Raw genomic sequence first — 18,994 nt, 5'->3', positions numbered from 1 at the left:
AGAGGTCCAATCAGGCCGCCGCGGGGGCAGGGGACCCAAAGCCGGGAAGCTTTGGTGGCACCGGCTTGACCACCTCCGGAAGCGGGGTGGCCGCCTGGGCACCGGTGGGCGGATCCACGTTCGCGGGGCCGGCAGGGGGCGGGGTGAACTTGCCGGTACGAACGATGTCCTCGACCTGGGTGCCGTCGAGCGTCTCGAACTCCAGCAGGGCGTTCGCGATGATCTCCAGCTTGTCGCGGTGCTCATCAATCAACCGCTTCGCGGTGTTGTACCCCTCCTCGACGAAGCGCTTCACCTCCGCGTCAATGAGCTCGGCGGTTTCGTCGCTGTAGTCCTTGGACCGCATCATGTCGCGGCCGAGGAAGACATACTCCTGGGATTCGCCGTAGAGCACGTGGCCCAGTTTGTCGCTCATGCCCCAGTGCATGACCATGGACTTGGCAATTGCGGTGGCCTGCTGGATGTCCCCGGAGGCTCCACTGGAAATGTCACCAATCACCAGTGACTCGGCGATCCGCCCGGCCATCGCCATGGTGATCATGTCCACGGCCTGCTTGCGTCGCATGTTGAGCACGTCCTCCTTGGGCAGCGACATGGTCGCTCCGAGGGCACGCCCGCGGGGGATGATCGTGACCTTGTGCAGCGGATGGGTGTGCTCCAGCAGCACATTCACCAGGGCGTGGCCCGCCTCGTGCCACGCGGTGGCGCGCTTCTCCTCCTCGGACATTGCCAGGCTGCGGCGTTCGCGACCCCATCGGACCTTGTCCCGAGCCTCCTCCAGTTCGTGCATGCCGATGGCCTTGCGTCCCGCCCGGGCGGCAATGAGGGCCGCCTCGTTCAGCAGATTGGCCAGTTCCGCCCCGGAAAAGCCGGGGGTGCCGCGGGCAATGACCGACAGGTCCACGACGCTCTCCAGTTTCACGTTCTTCGCATGCACCCGCAGGATCGCCTCGCGACCGCGGACATCAGGCAGGCTCACCGTCACCTGACGGTCAAACCGGCCGGGACGCAGGAGGGCGGGGTCCAGCACGTCGGGCCGGTTGGTCGCCGCAATGATGATGATCCCCTCGGTGGTGTCGAAACCATCCATCTCGACCAGGAGGGCGTTGAGCGTCTGCTCCCGCTCGTCATTGCCGCCACCCATCCCGTGGCCGCGGGCGCGGCCCACGGCATCAATTTCATCAATGAAGATCAGGCACGGCGTGCTCTTGCGCGCCTGCTCGAACATGTCGCGCACCCGGCTGGCGCCCACACCGACAAACATCTCGACGAAGTCGGACCCGCTGATGCTGAAGAACGCGGCGTCCGCCTCCCCCGCAATCGCCTTGGCCAGGAGGGTCTTTCCGGTGCCGGGCGGACCGACCATCAGGACGCCCTTGGGAATGCGGCCCCCCAGTTTCTGAAACTTCTTGGGATCCTTCAGGAATTCGACGAGTTCGGACACCTCGTCCTTGGCCTCCTCGACCCCGGCAACATCCTTGAAGGTCGTCTTGTTCTTTTCCTTGCTGAGCAGTCGCGCCTTGGACTTGCCGAAGCTCAACGCGCCCCGTCCCGCAGCCTTGATTTGGCGGATGAAGAAGAACCAGATCAACAGGCCGATGATCAGGATGGGGAGGATGCCCAGAACGACCTGCAGGAAGGCGTTGTTGTTCTCCACGGGGCGAAACACCCCGGTGTCCATCAACGCATCCATGCGCTGCGGGCTCAGCACCGCCTCCACGGAGAAGGGCACCAGCGCCTGATTCGTTGGCCCGCCGTCAAGCGCCTGGTAGCGCCCTCGGACGAGCCGCAACTGGGTCTGGGGGGCGAAATGGATCTCGCCGCTCTCGACGAGATTCGACGCGACCAGGTCGAACAGCTTCTTCTGCGAAATCGGGTGATAGCGCTGCTGGTTGGTCTTCTGGAAGATCAGGAGCAGGGGAATCAGGGCGGCCACGGCGATCCAGACCATCCACGTCCGCGCAGTGAGACCGGGGGTTCCGTTGGAGGCTGGACCGCGGCTGTTTTCGTTGTTTTCGGCCATGACGAACTCTGGCGAAAGCTACCAGTGTCCGGGACCGGTGCAAGCCGCGTTTCCCCTGCAATTACGGCACTGGACGCCACTTCCAGCGCAAAGTGCGCCGGGTATCCGGCCGGATGCGAAACAAGTCTCCGGGCGGGAGGGACTCGACCCAAAAGAGGATGCCGTCGCCAGTCGCCGCCACGAGCAGTGTCCGGCGCCGCGCTGCGGGCACCTTTCGATTGACGAGGAGGTCCTGGAGTTTTGCCGGCCTCGCGAACCCCAGCGGTTGAAAGCGATCGCCCGGACGCCAGTGGCGGAGGCAGATCCGCATCCCGACCCGCGCAGCGTCGAAAACTTCCTCGCCCGCGGACCTGTTGTCCGGGGAAAAAGATGCCGCCCGGTCAAACGAATACCGTATCGAGGTGCCGCCGAGGGTTGCGGTGCCTCCACGCGATCTCAATTCCAGGCGTTGCTCCCGGCCTTCAAAGTCGGGGACGGTGACAGGGGACTCGGGCACGACCCGTCCACCAGCATCCCGGCGAACCCTCAGGTCTTCGGAAACCTGATGGACCCCAACGCCTCGTCGAAGCCGCTCGACCGTATCGAAACCCGGCTCATGCCCCAACGCCCGCAACTGGACCCGCAGCACCGCGCGCTGCAAGGCCAACGGGAGGACGCGAAAGTCGCGATCCTGCGGATGCTCCAGCCACCGTTGCGCCTCCGCTCCGACAAACGTGGCCTCTGCGCCCACCAGATCCGCCGTGCGACCCAGCAACCGGCGGATTGCCGGAGAGAACCTCGCTTCCAACAGCGGCAGCAGTTCGAGTCGGACCCGGTTGCGGAGCGGACCGGGATCACTATTGCTGGCGTCCTCCCGGAAGGGGACTCCCCCGGCAATCGCAGCGGCTTTCAGCCGGGACCCGGGCAAATCGAGCAGGGGACGGATCAACACGATCCTCCGGTCGGCGGACGAAGGATTCTGCCAGGACATACCCGCAAGTCCGTCCCCCCCGGCGCCCTGAAGCAATCGCATCAGCACCAGTTCGGCCTGGTCATCTGCGTGATGGGCGAGGGCGACGGTGAGCATTCCGAGCCGGCGTGCAGTCCGCGCAAGAAATGCGTGCCGCAGGCGGCGCGCCGCCATTTCAAGAGACTCGCCGGTGAGACCCCGGGCCTCGCGCACCGGAAGTCGGGCCATCACACACCGAAGCCCGAGCGCACGTGCCGTCATTCGAACGAGTCGGGCGTCAAGGTCGGCATCCGAACCCCGGAGCTGATGATGCGCATGGGCCACCGCAAGCTCCAGCCGCAGCGGGCCGGCCAGCGTGTGCAGCAGGTGCAGCAGCATCATGGAGTCCGCGCCACCGGAAACCGCAACAAGGATCCGCCCGCCGGCTGGCAGCAGGCCGTGCCGCGTCAGCGAGACGCGAACGTGGGCGGCGAGTGCGTTCACCGGGACAGCATGGGACAAGCCCGGAACAATTGGGAAGCTGCGTGCGTCGCAGACCCGGGCTCCGACGGCGGCATGGCGGCGCACCTTGCGCTTGGCGGGACGTATCGGCGCCCGTAGCGTCGCGCCTCGCGAATGAGATTCACGCCCCTGGGCCTAGCCATCCTGCTGACCGCCTCCGCGCTCGGACAGGAGGCGGAATCCCCCGGAGAATCAACGGCCGGGACGGTGCTGATCCGGGCGGCGGACGGGCAGGGGGAGATTGAATTCGACCGTGCCACTCGGGTGGCCACGGCGGTCAATGGCGTCGTGGTCACCTATGACGGTGCGACCTTGACGGCGCGCCGGATCCAGCTCGACCTCGACAACGCGTCCCTCCTGGCCGAGGGCGACGTCAGCCTGCAACGCAGTGGCCCCGACGGGCGCACCGTGCTGTGGCGGGGCGAGCGCATCCGGTACCACTACGACACGGGTGAACTCAGCGCGGATCACTTCCGGTTCGGGCAGCCGCCGTTCTTCGCATCCGGGTCCCGGCTGGAGGGCGGGCGGACCAATGCGGTGCAGACCGCGGTGGACGGGGTGTTCACGACCGACGACGTCGCCGATCCCGACTACAAGATCCGCGCACGCCGCCTGACGATCTCGCAGGACCGGAGGATTACCGCCACGGATGCCACGGCGGTGGTGGGCGGGGTACCGGTGATGTATTTCCCGACCTATTCGCGCTCCCTGACCTCGCACAAGTACTACTGGACGGCGGTGCCGGGGTATCGGTCCATCTGGGGCGGGTTCGTTCTCGGGGCGTTTCACCAGAACTGGAGCACCAACCTTCACACCGCGGTTGAGCTCGACTTTTACTCGAAGCGCGGACCTGGAATCGGGCCCTCGGCCGAATATGATCTCGGACGCTGGGGGCAGGGGAAGGGCACCTTTTACTACATTCACGATCGAGAGCCCGGCACGGACCAGTTTGGACAGGAAAACCCGGAAAATCGGGAACGCTTTGCGTTCAGTCATCAGGCCAATCCCCGCGAAGACCTGTATGCCACCGCCGCCATCTGGCAGCAGGGGGATCCGGACATCATCCGGGATTTCTTCCAGAACGAGTACCGCGAAAACACCCCGCAGCCGTTGTCGTATGTCGAGGCCCAGCAGCTTTGGAGCAACTTCAGCCTCGGCGTCCTGGTGGCGCCGCAGATCAATTCGTTTCAACCGGCCGTCGTCCGGTTGCCAGAGCTCTATTTCAACGGATCGCGACAGCAGCTCGGCCCGACGCCGCTTTATTACGACTCCCAGAGTTCCGTGGGTTACTACCGGTTTTCCGAGGGGGATTATTCGAGTCTGAGCTACGAGGCGTTCCGGGCGGACACCTACCATCAGATCACGCTGCCGAAGACCCTGTTCGGATTCCTGAACGTCATCCCGCGGGGCGGGGTCCGCTACACGCATTATGGGGAACCCACCGGGCTGGACGACATCACCGCACCGGGCAACCGATGGGTCTTCAACACCGGGGGCGAGATCACCTGGAAGGCATCCGCCACGTGGAAGGAGGTCTCGAACCGCACGTTGGACGTCAACGGGCTGCGGCACGTGATCCAGCCCTCGGTGAACTACACGTTCATTCCCACCCCCAATCTGAAGCCCCGCCAGGTGCCGCAGTTTGACTACCGGGTGCCTTCGTTCGAGCTGCGGCCGATTGAGTTTCCGGACGACAATTCGATTGACACCCTGGGGTACCGGAACGTCATCCGCCTCTCGCTGTTCAACATCCTGGAGACGAAGCGCGACTCGGGCGTGCAGCAGTTCGTGAACTGGCAGCTCTACACCGACTGGAACCTCAGCAAGCAGGAGTCCTTCGAGACGACCTTCTCGGACGTGTATTCCCGGCTCAGTTTCCAACCGACCTCCTGGATGGGCTACGGGTCCATCCTGCGCTTCGACGTGGCGGACGGCCGGTTGAACGAGTTCGATAACGTGATCCGGTTGACTCCGAACGACGTCTGGAGCTGGACGCTGGCCAACCGCTACCTCCGCGCCGATCCGGAACTCGGGAACGACACCAGCAACACCTATTTTTCGACGATCGCCTACCGGATGAACGAGAATTGGAGTGTCCGCATGAGCCACCAGTTCGAGGCGGAGTTCAGCACCATGCAGGCCCAGTACTACACGCTGGCCCGCGACTTCCGGAGCTGGGTGGGTGCCGTGACGGTGCAGGTGCTGGACAACGGACCCAACGGGATTGACTGGACGGTTGGCGTAGCCTTCCAGCTCAAGGCGGCACCAGGAGCGGGGCAGCAGGAGAGAAACACCGGGCCGAACCGGATCCTCGAACCCTGGATCTTCTGAAGCCGCCGGCGACAGACCGGGAGTTCCGGCTTACCTATTATTTGAATATAACAAATATTGTACACTCCGCAGGCCCGGCTTTGGGTCGCATTTTGGGCCGCACATGCATCGGACCCAGCGCCCCGCAATCAGCAACGGAACTTCCCCCGGATACCTGGCCTCGTTGCACGACCGTGATCAGCAGTTGCAGGCCGTTGTTGCCCGCAATCGTGGAGAATGGCAGTTCGGGGAATACCTGCAGTCTTCGGGACGACCAAGGAACCCAGCCGGTTCCCCGCCCAATCCGGTTTGGCCTTGTGGGAACGCGGGGTCCAGCGAACGGCCCTGAATTTGGCGGAGAGGGGGGGATTCGAACCCCCGGTAGGGTATAAGCCTACTCACGCTTTCCAGGCGTGCGCCTTAAACCGCTCAGCCACCTCTCCGGCGGCGGGAACATTGGCGACGCGTGCCCGGGCATGGCAACTGGTTTCGAGCCGGTGGTTTTGGGCGGATGGCCCCTCGGCGGGCATCGCCACGGGATCCGCGCCGGTCCCGGGCACCCTGCCCGGAAGACTTCACTCGTTCACTCGTAAAGCCCGTAAAACTGCCGCCGGCACGCCGCGGCATCAGCCGGCAGCCGGGTCCGAAGCGTCCCGGCCTCCACGGCGCCGTGCTGAAACCGCCGCTTGGGAAACACCGGCATGTCGAGCCCAAACAACTGTTTCACGCCCCGGGACACCACCTCGCCCTTCAACGAGTACAGCGTGGGCACATCGTATCCGGTCAACTCGACGAACGGGATCCCCTCGCTGACCCGCATTACCTCCCGGGCCATCAACGGACTGAACCCCTCAAATCCATAACGCCGCAACGGGGCGTAGGTGCGGACGCATCCCCGGCTCAGCCCCCCGCTGTAGGTCAGCGAATGCTTGATTCTGCCCACGCCCCACCCTTCGTGGTACAGCAACGGATTGTGCACGACCGAGCGGATGGTCAGCTCCGGATTCTCCTCGATCGGATAGTCCTTGAGGTTCTCGTCCCCGCCATCGCCGTCGAACAGATGACGCCAATCCGGATACCGCCGCCGAATCCCCCTGCACAGGGCGATGGCCATGGCCCCGCATTCGACATCGAGGAGCTTGTAGTCCTCAAGGACGCGCAGGGTCTCCTGGACATCGAGTTCCGCCGGATCTGCGTGGATCTCCTCGAGAAACAGTCCCAATCCCATCCGCGAGAGGAACGTCCGCGCCTGTTCGAGGTCCGGGCCACCGCCGAAGCTCAGTGTGAACGCCTTCAGCCGCGCCGGGTTCATCCCGAGCTCCCGGAGCATCCGAAAGGTCGTGAGAAACACCAGTCCGCTGTCCACCCCGCCCGAAAAGGCGACTCCAATCGGCTCGTGGGATGGCAGGGTGCGCAGCAGTTTGCCAATCTCGTCGGCGACGGCGCCCACATAGCGGCGCCCGATGACATCGAGATCGGCGGGCAGCGCATTTCGGTCCGGCGTGAAGTAGCGGGTGTAGACGGGGTCGGGATCAGGGCAACCGACCAGTTGGATTTCCACGATGTAGTGGGCGGGAACCATCCGCGTGTAGCTCGGATGGAACTGGTCGGCGAGGCCTTCCCGGCGCAACTGCTCCAAAAGGACGTCCATTCGGTCTGCGACGATCAACGCCGGTCCCTCGGCGCGTTTCGCGAGGAAATAGCGCATCGGACGGTCCAGTGAACGTGCCATGCGGACCGTCCGGCCCTCGCGGGCGAGCAGGGCGAAGGACCCGTCAATGGAGGCCACCTGCGCCGCGTCGCCGGTGCGCACCCGCCCACGGGCCTCGTCCAGGGTGACATTGAACAAACGGTTGGCCGCGGGATCCAGCAGGTCCACGACCCGCTCCACATAGGCCTCGTGAATGGACATATGCGCAGCGTCGGCAACCGGTTCCAAGGATGCAAGCCGGCAGGAGGCAGAGCTCCGGGGTTGTGCCACTGCGGCACCCGCCGTTGGAAACGACACCTCGCCACTTGACCGGATTCGGTCGAATGCGGGACACTCCGGATCGTCGAGTCCAACCATGGATCATTCCCCTTCCCCCTCCCGGCGCGAGTTCCTCCGCACCTCCTCCTCCGTCGCCGCCTTCGCCCTGGCCGCCCCGGGAATCCTCATTCGTGAGTCCGCGTTCGCGGCCAATGCCGACACGCTGAAGGTCGGGTTGGTGGGCTGCGGAGGCCGCGGCACTGGTGCCGCCGCCAACGCGCTCACGGCCGATGCCAACTGCGTCGTGACGGCCGTGGGTGACGTGTTCGCGTCGCAGGCGGAATCCGCTGTCAAGGGCCTCAAGGAGCAGTACGGCAACCGGGTGACGGTGACCCCCGACACCCAGTTTACTGGACTTGATGCCTACAAAAAGGTCGTGGACTCGGGCGTGGATGTTGTCCTCCTGGCCTCGCCTCCAGGGTTCCGTCCGGAACACCTCCGCTACGCCGTGGAAAAGGGGAAACAGATCTTCTGTGAGAAGCCCATGGCCACGGATCCGGTGGGCGTCCGGCACGTGATGGAGTCCGTGGCGATGGCCAGGGAGAAGAAGCTGCACCTGGTCTGCGGCTTCTGCTGGCGGAGCGATCTTCCGCGGCGCGCGCTTTACGAAAAGATCCGCGAAGGCGCGATCGGCGATGTCCGCGCCGTGTACGGCACGTACCTCACGGGTCCCGTGAAGCCCATGCCCGCGGCAAACACCCGGAAGGCGGGCATGACCGATCTGGAGTGGCAGGTCCGGAACTGGATGAACTTCTCGTGGCTCTCCGGCGACGGGCTGGTCGAGCAATGCATCCACACCGTGGACAAGCTTGCGTGGTGCATGAACGACGAGCCGCCCTTGAAATGCACCGCCACCGGTGGTCGCTGCGTCCCGAACCATGAGGGGAATATTTTCGATCACGTCACCGTGGTGTACGAATACGCTGGCGGCGTGCGCGGTGTGGTGGCGCAACGCCAGATCGCGGGATGCTACAGTGACAATTCGGACTACATCCTCGGCTCGAAGGGCTACGCGCAGAGCGGTTGGAACAGTCCGGTGATTTCCGGGGCCAACCGGTGGCGGTACGACGGCAAGAAGCCCGACATGTATGTCGTCGAACATGAGGAACTGTTCGCGGGCATCCGGGGCACCGCCCCGCGCCGTTTTGATGGGGACTGGATGACGTCGAGCACCCTGCTCGGAATCATGGGCCGGATGGCGGCCTACACCGGTCAGGAAGTCACCTGGGAGCAGGCGCTGAACTCCACCGAGCGGCTCACACCGGAAGCCCCGCTGGCGTGGGACATGAAGCTGGACATCATGCCACTGCCGGTGCCCGGCCTTTACAAGCTTGCCTGATGCTGGCCGGGCAGCCGGCCGGTGCTCAACTCCTTCCCGCCCCTACCCCGCCATGGCCGGTGCCGGTTCCACAGGAAATGTCATCGCGGCGCTTTGCAGCTTCTTCGTGCCGGGACTTGGCCAGCTGCTTCAGGGGCGGTTGTTGATGGCGCTCATTCAGTTTCTGCTGGCCGGTGCGCTGTGGTTCCTGCTGATGGGATGGCTCGTCCATCTGTGGTCTGTGATTGACGCCGCCGTCTGGAAACCCAAGGCGGGCTGAGCGCAGCAGTCAGGGGAGTCTTCGGTCTCGGGCTGCCGTCAGTAGACGGTACCACTCCTCCCGGTCCATGGGCACTTCGATGGCGGCCACGGCCTCCCAGATTCTCGAGGCCCGAATGCTGCCGATGAGCGGCACGATTCCCGCCGGGTGGCGCAGCAGCCAGGCGAGCGCAATGGCGGCCGGCGTCACGCCCCTGGCAGAGGCGGCCTCGATCAGGGCATCGGTCAGCGCCCCCCTCGGAGCCCCCGGGGTCGGAACCAACGCCCCCCGTGCCAGCGGACTCCACGCGAGCGGAGTCATCCGACTGGCGAGGCACTGGTCGAGGGTGCCGTCCTCAAGCGCGGTGGACTGGGCCAGGCTGATCTCGACTTGGTGCACCACGAGGGGCATCGGACACGCCTGCTGGAGCAGAGAGAACTGGGTTGGCAGAAAGTTGCTCACGCCAAACTCACGAACCTTCCCGCCGTCATGCAACCGAACAAAGGCGCCCGCCACCTCGTCGGGTTCCATCAGGAAATCCGGACGGTGCAGCATCAGAACATCAAGCGTCTCGATGCCCATGCGCTTCAGCGATGCCTCCACACTGACCACAATATGGGCCGCGCTTGAATCGTACCGGTAGGGCGAGATTGCCGAGGGCACACCGGCCCTGCGGATTCCACACTTCCCGGCAACGACCAGCTCGTTGCGCAGCCCCGGCCGTTCGCGCAGCGCGGCGCCGAAGAGTTCCTCGCAGCGTCCGCCACCGTAAACATCGGCCAGGTCAAAGAGTGTGATCCCGGAATCGGCGGCCGCGAGCACCGCGCGAATGCCCTCAGCCGGCTCCGTTGGCGTCTCCACCCCTTCGGACCCGGCAAGGCGCCAGCATCCATAGCCCAAGCGCGAAACGCGGCACGTCGAGCGTCCCAGCAGAATGTGTTGCACCTGACCAGACTGGCCCCGGCGCCCCCCCGGGGGAAAGCCTGTGCATCACAGGGGACGCGAATCGCGACGCCGTCACCCTCCGGACCTCTCCCCCCTGCCTGATGCGGGGCGGCACCAGCAACTTGACCATTGCCCGAATTCCAAGGAGCCGCATGCTACCGCCATGATGTGTCATCCGCGTCGGACGTCCGCGTTTACCCTGATCGAACTGCTGGTCGTGATCGCCATCATCGCCATTCTGGCCGGCATGCTACTTCCGGCACTCGCCAAGGCAAAAACCAAGGCGCAGGGCATTTCCTGCATGAGCAATCTCAAGCAGTTGCAGCTGGCGCACCTGATGTACCCCAACGACAACGCCGACCGGATCACCGCACCCGGGAATTCGAGGAACGAGCCCTATCAGTGGGTGGGCGGCTGGCTGGGCTGGCCGGGCCCGTTCCCCAGCGACAACACCAACCTGTTGATGATCATGGATGTGACGAACTCCAAATTCGCCCCCTATCTCGGGACGCCAGCGGTGTACAAATGTCCCGCCGACCGCAGCCAGATCACCCTGGGGGGCCGGAAACACCCCCGGGTACGCAGCATGGGCATGAGCCAGGCGATGGGGGGACCCGGCGAGTGGCTCCCACCAGGATCGTCCATGTCCGCCAACCAGCGTCGCTACAAGACCTACTACAAGACCTCGGACTTTGTCGAACCGGGCGCCTCCGATTTGTGGGTTCTTCTCGATGAGCATCCGGACAGCATCAATGCCGGCGGGTTTGCCAACATGATGGTGGAATCTCCCGGTGCGGCACGGATCATTGACTACCCGGCCAGCTACCACAACCGGGCGGCCGGCATCTCTTTTGCCGACGGGCATACCGAGATCCGCAAGTGGGTGGACGCCCGAACGGTCCAGCCCATCAAGTTCTACGAAATGCCCTTGAACGTGGCCTCTCCCAACAATCGCGACATGATCTGGCTTTCAGATCGCACCAGCGTCCGCCGCTAAGCCGCCTGACTTGCCCGCCAAAGACCGCGGACACTCCGTCACGGCGCCCGTTCTCGCTCAGTAGGGTGCGGGGTATCCGCCGCCCACGTTGCTGTCCAGCCGGAGGTAGTCGTACACGATCCAGAAGGATTCGCCCGAGGCGTTTGGACCGGTCCGGTTCAGTTCGATCGTGTTCGGACCCGCCTGCGCCGCCACGGCGCTCACGGGGAACTCCACCTCCACCGGACCGGTGGCCGTGATCTTTCGGCTGAGAAGCTGGGTCACCGTCCCGGCCGTGTTTCGAAAACTCACGATCATGTCGTGCTCGCCAAACCCGCTGTCCACCGTGCCGATCATCCGCTTGCCGCTGCAGATCTCGAAAATAAGCCGCAGCCGGGCTCCGGGCACCAAGTGGGCTTCGCTCAGCATGAAGTGGACCCGGTTGAAGCGGTCCGCGCCGGAATGGGCACGCTCCCACGCCACCGGAGGCTCGTCATTGGGGACTTGAAGGGGCGTCGTCAGGGCATTGAATCCCGTGGGATAGGTGCCGGCGAAATAGAAGTGATCGTCCGCGCCGGGATTCGACGCGGCTGCGTACTGCGGATCCCCCGGCAGCCGGGTCACCGATCCGGGGGACGGATCCAGCCTCTGGTTCTGGATTGAAAACTCCGCGAATGCAGCGCCGGGATAGCCCGGCGTCGAGGGTCCTTCCCGGGTGCCGATCACCCAGGACGTCCGAACCGCAGGCGGTGCAGACGGCACCACGCTCAGGCGGACCTGGTCGTATTCCACCCAGTACGACACCCCGGACAGCGACGGGCCGGTTCGAACCAGCTCGATGGTGTTCGGGCCCGGGGTGGCGCCCACCGCCGCCGCATCGAACTCGATCACCACCGGACCCACGGAATTGAGCACACGGCTCTGCAGGACGGTTTCCAGGCCGGTTCCATTGCGAAACCGGTACACCATGCTGTGCTCCCCGAACCCGGGCTGCCGCACCCCATCGATGGACACCCCGCCGTTGCAATACTCAAGGCGCAGCTGGAAACGGACCCCGGCTGATGTCTGCGAGGGCGAAAGGACCAGATGAATCCGGTTGGTCGGATCCGTCTTTCCGTGCGAGCGCTCCCATGCCGAAAAGGGCTCGTCGTATGGCACCACAAGTGTCGAGGTCAAACCATTGAATCCCGCGGGATAGGTGCCCGCGAAGTAGTAGTCGTCATCCGAACGGGGGTTGTTGGCCGCGCTGTACTGGGGATCACCCGGCACCCGGGTCACGGCACCGGGAGCCGGCGTGCGCGCATTGTCCGCCGCCGAGAACTCCGCAAATGCCGAGACCGGATAATTGGGAGTGCCGGGACCCTCATAGGTGCCGATGGTCCATTCGGTGCGATCTCCATTCGCAGGAGGTCCGTAGCCAGCAATGAAGGCGTGCACAAGGGCCATCCCCCCGGAATCCAGTTCGCTCGTCGCCAGCGGTGGCATGTGCCGTTCATTCAGCTGCGAGATGCGCTGCCAGATCATGGATGCCTGAAGATTGTTTGGGACAAGAACCCGGGCGTCTGGAATACCAAACCCCTCCAGAACCGGACCGTTCACGATGCCAGCCTCGACCAATGGAGTCTCCAAACGTCCATCCCATAATCCCCGTCCCATTCCATCCGGCTGATGGCAGTACCCGCAATTGACATCGAGATACGAGCGAAAGCGGTGCTCCAGCGATGCCGTCGCATCAGACGCCCCCGAGAGCCGCGGAAGGGATTCCGGATGGAGGTGCGGTGGATGAATCAACCCCAGGTTGCCCAGCGCAGTCAACTGATTGATCTCCGAGCCGGCGACAACCACGTCGCGATTTAGCTGGCGGGTGCTGAAGCCAAGGACTCCGCCAGCGGGACCATGATGACACACCATGCATTCCGATCGCCCGGGATAGTGCCAAAGCTGGGATCGTATGACGCCGCCATCCTGTACCAGGAAGCTCTCGTCCATGCCGGAATCCGGCACAAGGTCGGCATCACTACCATCCGGACGCCACCGATACGTCACGCCATAGACACCGGTTGCCGTTTTCACCAGAAAGCGCGTCTCCAGACGCCGCCTTGTGGCGGGATTACCACGAACCATGTCCAGCTCGAAATGTTTCACCCACACCATGCCCTCTGGAAACGACCAGCGGTCCGCGGCATCCCGAGTGATGACACCGTTGGGATTCTGGAAGAAGAACCACCGGTATTTGGCTGCATGATCCGACCAGAACGGCAGGTTGACCTCGTAGGGCAGCACGCCATCAGCGACCGCCAGCGAGCCCAGATCCGAAAAGACGCCGGCTTCGCCCAGGGTCTGACGCAACCCCGGCGCCGAGGGGGTCGGATTTCGTTCGAGCCTTGAAACTCTTCCATTCGGGCCCTCCCGTTCCGCCACCCAAATCTCACCGCTCGTCGGGTGGACCAGAAAGGAACTCGGCACCCACGACGATGTGAGAAGGCGGGACACTCCAGTTCCGGACGGCCGGGAAGGATCGAGCGCCCAAATGTGCCGGGTGCCATAGTCCCCAAATACATACTTCCCGAACAGTTCCGGATGACGGGTGCCCCGGTACAACACGCCACCAATCACGCAATTTCCCAGAAAATTGGGATCGCCACCGGCGCGCCCGTACTCATAGAGGGGTGGCAAATATGGGATCCCGGATGGCAAGCTGCTGCGGACCACCGTGCCCTCCATTCGGTTCCAGCCATAGTTGCCCCCGCGGATGACCCGATTGACCTCTTCGCGGGTCACCTCGCCGACATCTCCGACGTACAGCTCGCCCGTATAGGCATCAAAGCACATCCGGAACGGATTTCGCAGCCCCACGGCCCAGAACTCGGTGCGAACGGTGGCAGGATTCACCGGTTGCGAGCCAAAGCTCGTCACACCAACGAACGGGTTGTCGGGTGGAATCCAATAACCTCCACGGACGGATGGATGCGGATTCGGGGTCAGGCTCCCCGGTCGCCCATCCACATCGAGCCGCAAAATCCCGGAGAACAGATCCCGGTTGATCCTCTGGGCGTTGGCCGCTGCTCCTGTCGCGCCTCCACCGTCCCCCACGGAAACGTACAGATATCCGTCAGGACCAAACTGCAGGTCGCCTCCCTGGTGGGTCGCATCAACGTCGTGCTGCGCGTACAGCATTTGTTCGGAGTTCGGGAGGGCACGCCATGGATTTTCTGGATCCGTCTGGAAGCGGGCGACCGCATTGTATACGCGCTGTTCCACATGGTTGGTGGGCGTGTAAAAGACGAAGAAACTTCGGTTTTGCGCGTAGTTTGGATGAAACGCGAGGCCGGTGACACCACTCTCGATGGCGGTGAATGTCCGCGACCGAATGTCGAGAAACGCTGTAATCGTCGGGGATTGGAGGTTCGTAATTACGAGGATCCGGCCCGACTTGATCACCGCGAAAAGCTCGTTGGTCCTCCCAGGCGGCATCGCCGTGCAGACAATGCTCGGGAAGTTCAGACCGGGCATCACATTCACCAGCTGGTACTCCGAGCCGGGAGCTGTGAATGGAAAGCGCGCCGGATTCACCAACGGTCCCTGCGCACCACCAGCCACGTTCGAGATCCACCACAGGAGCGCCAGCAGCCACGGTTTGAGGGGCCTCCAAGGAAGGGCCCCCGGGTGGATCGCGGCATGGGGGCTCGTCGCGCCTTCCGGAACCACACCCAAACCGGAGCGGTGGCCCGCGCCTGGAATGAGGCCGAGGTTTAGCCGGCCCGGGAGGACACCGCTGGACCCGTTGGAAATGTTACGCATCACGTGTCGGGCTCAGCGCTACTGATGCGGCGGCGGGAGCTCGGGCCGCTCAAGGACCCCCTCCGGTCATTGACAGTGGCGCAAACAAGCATCCGCGACGCACCCACGTCGGCCGGGGAAGTTACGCTGGGCGACGGCACCAACATCATTGTCCAGGGAGGCCAGGAACCTCAGTAGGGTGCGGGGTATCCGCCGCCCACGTTGCTGTCCAGCCGGAGGTAGTCGTACACGATCCAGAAGGATTCGCCCGAGGCGTTTGGACCGGTTCGGTTCAGTTCGATCGTGTTCGGACCCGCCTGCGCCGCCACGGCGCTCACGGGGAACTCCACCTCCACCGGACCGGTGGCCGTGATCTTTCGGCTGAGAAGCTGGGTCACCGTCCCGGCCGTGTTTCGAAAACTCACGATCATGTCGTGCTCGCCAAACCCGCTGTCCACCGTGCCGATCATCCGCTTGCCGCTGCAGATCTCGAAAATAAGCCGCAGCCGGGCTCCGGGCACCAAGTGGGCTTCGCTCAGCATGAAGTGGACCCGGTTGAAGCGGTCCGCGCCGGAATGGGCACGCTCCCACGCCACCGGAGGCTCGTCATTGGGGACTTGAAGGGGCGTCGTCAGGGCATTGAATCCCGTGGGATAGGTGCCGGCGAAATAGAAGTGATCGTCCGCGCCGGGATTCGACGCGGCTGCGTACTGCGGATCCCCCGGCAGCCGGGTCACCGATCCGGGGGACGGATCCAGCCTCTGGTTCTGGATTGAAAACTCCGCGAATGCAGCGCCGGGATAGCCCGGCGTCGAGGGTCCTTCCCGGGTGCCGATCACCCAGGACGTCCGAACCGCAGGCGGTGCAGACGGCACCACGCTCAGGCGGACCTGGTCGTATTCCACCCAGTACGACACCCCGGACAGCGACGGGCCGGTTCGAACCAGCTCGATGGTGTTCGGGCCCGGGGTGGCGCCCACCGCCGCCGCATCGAACTCGATCACCACCGGACCCACGGAATTGAGCACACGGCTCTGCAGGACGGTTTCCAGGCCGGTTCCATTGCGAAACCGGTACACCATGCTGTGCTCCCCGAACCCGGGCTGCCGCACCCCATCGATGGACACCCCGCCGTTGCAATACTCAAGGCGCAGCTGGAAACGGACCCCGGCTGATGTCTGCGAGGGCGAAAGGACCAGATGAATCCGGTTGGTCGGATCCGTCTTTCCGTGCGAGCGCTCCCATGCCGAAAAGGGCTCGTCGTATGGCACCACAAGTGTCGAGGTCAGACCATTGAATCCCGCGGGATAGGTGCCCGCGAAGTAGTAGTCGTCATCCGAACGGGGGTTGTTGGCCGCGCTGTACTGGGGATCACCCGGCACCCGGGTCACGGCACCGGGAGCCGGCGTGCGCGCATTGTCCGCCGCCGAGAACTCCGCAAATGCCGAGACCGGATAATTGGGAGTGCCGGGACCCTCATAGGTGCCGATGGTCCATTCGGTGCGCATCGGCGCCGGTGGTCCGCCCTCGATGAACGAGCGAACCAGTTCCAGGGCTGGCGCATTCAGCTCGGAGCTGGCCAGCGGAGGCATGTGCCGGTCGTCGAGGCGGCTGATTCGCTGCCAGATCATCGAGGCGCCGAGGTTGTCGGGGATAATGACACGGGCACCGGGGATTCCGAGGTCGTCAAAAACCGGGCCATTCAGAATGCCCGCCTGATGGAACGGCGTCGCCAAGCGTCCGTCCCACTGGCCCCGTCCGATGCCGCCCGGTTGATGACAGTATGCGCAATTGACATCCAGATACGACCGGAAGCGGTCCTCCAAAGGCACCGTGAGATCATCCGAAGCCGACAGCCTCGGCAACGACGCCGGCTGCGAATGTGGCGGTTGAATCACCCCCAGGTTTCCGAACGCCGTCAACTGGTTGATCCCTGATCCCGCAACCACCACATTGCGATTGAGTTGCCGTGTGCTGAAACCCAGCACGCCTCCCGCGGTGCCATGGTGGCAGACCATGCACTCCGAACGCCCGGGATAACGCCAGACCTGGTCGCGAATGACACCACCGTCCTGAATCTGGATGGTCTCATCCATTCCGCCATCCGGAACGAGGTCCGCGTCGCTGCCGTCCGGACGCCATCGGTAGGTCAGCCCGTAAACGCTTTCCGCCGTCTTGACGAGGAAGCGGGTCTCGAGACGGCGTCGAGTCGCCGGATTCCCGCGCACAAGGTCCAGCTCAAAGTGCTTCACCCAGACCGTGCCGGTCGGGAACGTCCACCGGTCTGAAGCGTCCCGCGTGATCACGCCAGCGGGGTCCTGGAAGAAAAACCACCGGTACTTCATGGCGTGATCCGACCAGAAGGGAAGATTGACCTCGTAGGGAAGCACCCCTTCCTGGGTCGCGAGGGTCCCCAGGTTGGAAAAGACTGCGGTCGCGCTCAGCGTTTGAGGCAGGCCCGGGCCGTCCGTTGCCGGCGTGCGCCGGAGTCTTGAAATCCGCCCGGTGGAACCACTTCTTTCCACCACCAGCACCTCTCCGGTCCGCGGATGAAAGCCAAACGAAACCGGCTGTCCCGCTGCCGTCAGCAGACGCCGCACCGACCCGGCCGGCTGCCCGGGATCCAGCGCCCAAACGTGGCGCGTGGTATAGTCCGCGAAAATGTACCTGCCGAAAAGTTCCGGATTCCGCGTGCCGCGGTACACCACACCGCCAATCACACAGAACCCCTGGAAGTTCGCGTCACCGGTCCGTCCATATTCGTAAAGCGGCGGCAGATAGGTGGTCCCGGAAGGCGGCGCGTTGTAGACGAGGGTTCCCTCGGCACGGTTCCATCCGTAGTTCCCGCCGGCCACCACCCGGTTGATCTCCTCCCGGGTCACCTCGCCGACGTCGCCGACGTAAAGCTCCCCGGTGTAGGAGTCGAACGACATTCGAAACGGATTCCGCAGGCCCACCGCCCAGAACTCCGTGCGGACCGACGATGGATTCACGGACTGTCCATGGAAGCTTGTGGCACCCACATACGGGTTGTCCGGCGGAATCCGGTATCCCCCAACGACGGCGGCATGCGAATTCGGGGTCAGGCTCCCCGGTTGCTCATCCACATCCAGGCGCAGGATTCCCGCGAACAAATTATTGTTGATCTTCTGGGCATTGGCAGTCGCCCCGGCCGATCCGCCGCCCCCATCACCGAGCGAGACGTACAAGTATCCGTCGGGACCAAAGTGCAGGTCACCCCCCTGATGATTGGAGGCCACGTCGTGCTGGGCGAACAGCGTCTGCTCGGAGTTCGGCAGGGCCCGCCAGGGATTGGCCGGATCCGTCTGGAAGCGGGAAACCGCATTGTACATTCGCTGCGCCGCACTGTTGGTCGGCGTGTAGAAGACGAAGAACCTCCGGTTTTGCGCGTAGTTCGGATGAAACGCGAGCCCGGTCAACCCGCATTCGCCGACGGTGAAGGTCTTTGACCGGATGTCGAGGAAGTCGGTAAGGGTCGGCGCAGCCAGATTGGTGATGGCGTAAATCCGCCCGGTCTTGATCACCACGAAGAGCTCGTTGGTGCGTCCCGGAGGCGTGGCAATGCCGATGATGTCCGTGAAATTCAGGCTGGGCATCAAGTTCACCAGCTCATACGCCGCCGGTTGATCGGCGAATGGGAACCGCGGCGGATTCGAAACCAGATGCTGGGCCACACCGGCCCAGGTCGAAGCCGAGGCGAGCAACACGGCAAGCATTGGCCTGAGCCAAGCCCGCGGCCGGTCCGCAAGGGCGATGACGGGTGACAGCGGGGCCGCGGCACCCGGTCCGGTCTGCCGGTACGGTGCGGTGCCAACGTCAGGATCGGAATTTCGGAAGCGGCGCATGATGATTTTATTGTGCGAGCTGGGGCCTCGCGTGATTC

10 protein-coding genes and 1 tRNA gene are annotated in these 18,994 nt (G+C 64.1%); 4 read left to right on the top strand and 7 right to left on the bottom strand.

Features of this window, described 5'->3' with window-relative positions; all coding sequences use genetic code 11:
- Positions 1 to 10 precede the first annotated feature (10 nt).
- Positions 11 to 2,023: an ATP-dependent zinc metalloprotease FtsH gene (gene ftsH / locus KF791_17405; GenBank protein MBX3734355.1), complete on the bottom strand. Its 2,013-nt coding sequence runs from the start codon at positions 2,021 to 2,023 to the stop codon at positions 11 to 13.
- Between the two features lie 61 nt (positions 2,024 to 2,084).
- Positions 2,085 to 3,455, bottom strand: coding sequence for a tRNA lysidine(34) synthetase TilS (tilS, locus tag KF791_17400; protein MBX3734354.1), 1,371 nt, complete (start codon positions 3,453 to 3,455; stop codon positions 2,085 to 2,087).
- Between the two features lie 132 nt (positions 3,456 to 3,587).
- On the opposite strand from tilS, the gene KF791_17395 reads away from it, so the two are divergent.
- Positions 3,588 to 5,804, top strand: coding sequence for an LPS-assembly protein LptD (locus KF791_17395; protein MBX3734353.1), 2,217 nt, complete (start codon positions 3,588 to 3,590; stop codon positions 5,802 to 5,804).
- A 331-nt stretch (positions 5,805 to 6,135) separates the two neighbouring features.
- Here the strand turns inward: KF791_17395 and KF791_17390 are convergent.
- Positions 6,136 to 6,226, bottom strand: a tRNA-Ser gene (locus KF791_17390).
- A gap of 140 nt (positions 6,227 to 6,366) precedes the next feature.
- On the bottom strand, positions 6,367 to 7,695 hold the full coding sequence (locus KF791_17385; GenBank protein MBX3734352.1) for an asparagine synthetase B family protein: 1,329 nt from the start codon (positions 7,693 to 7,695) through the stop codon (positions 6,367 to 6,369).
- Between the two features lie 154 nt (positions 7,696 to 7,849).
- Between KF791_17385 and KF791_17380 the strand changes: the two genes are divergently transcribed.
- Together KF791_17380 and KF791_17375 are read left to right on the top strand one after the other, a co-directional pair.
- A complete protein-coding gene (locus tag KF791_17380) occupies positions 7,850 to 9,151 on the top strand; it encodes a Gfo/Idh/MocA family oxidoreductase (protein ID MBX3734351.1) in 1,302 nt (433 codons plus the stop codon).
- 52 nt (positions 9,152 to 9,203) lie between these two features.
- On the top strand, positions 9,204 to 9,410 hold the full coding sequence (locus KF791_17375; protein MBX3734350.1) for a hypothetical protein: 207 nt from the start codon (positions 9,204 to 9,206) through the stop codon (positions 9,408 to 9,410).
- A gap of 9 nt (positions 9,411 to 9,419) precedes the next feature.
- Here the strand turns inward: KF791_17375 and KF791_17370 are convergent, their stop codons facing one another.
- Complete coding sequence (locus KF791_17370; protein MBX3734349.1) at positions 9,420 to 10,334, bottom strand: aldo/keto reductase; 915 nt, start codon at positions 10,332 to 10,334, stop codon at positions 9,420 to 9,422.
- Between the two features lie 163 nt (positions 10,335 to 10,497).
- Here KF791_17370 and KF791_17365 point away from each other — a divergent pair, with 163 nt between their 5' ends.
- Positions 10,498 to 11,331 (top strand): type II secretion system protein, encoded by an 834-nt coding sequence (locus tag KF791_17365; GenBank protein MBX3734348.1) that lies wholly within the window; start codon positions 10,498 to 10,500, stop codon positions 11,329 to 11,331.
- Positions 11,332 to 11,388: 57 nt separating this feature from the next.
- Here KF791_17365 and KF791_17360 read toward each other — a convergent pair whose 3' ends face one another.
- A complete protein-coding gene (locus tag KF791_17360) occupies positions 11,389 to 15,111 on the bottom strand; it encodes a PQQ-dependent sugar dehydrogenase (GenBank protein ID MBX3734347.1) in 3,723 nt (1,240 codons plus the stop codon).
- Between the two features lie 170 nt (positions 15,112 to 15,281).
- Positions 15,282 to 18,956, bottom strand: coding sequence for a PQQ-dependent sugar dehydrogenase (locus tag KF791_17355; protein ID MBX3734346.1), 3,675 nt, complete (start codon positions 18,954 to 18,956; stop codon positions 15,282 to 15,284).
- Positions 18,957 to 18,994: the final 38 nt, after the last annotated feature.

Source organism: Verrucomicrobiia bacterium, from assembly GCA_019634635.1.
Lineage (GTDB): Bacteria > Verrucomicrobiota > Verrucomicrobiia > Limisphaerales > UBA9464 > UBA9464.
This window is presented reverse-complemented; position numbering and strand designations above follow the sequence as displayed.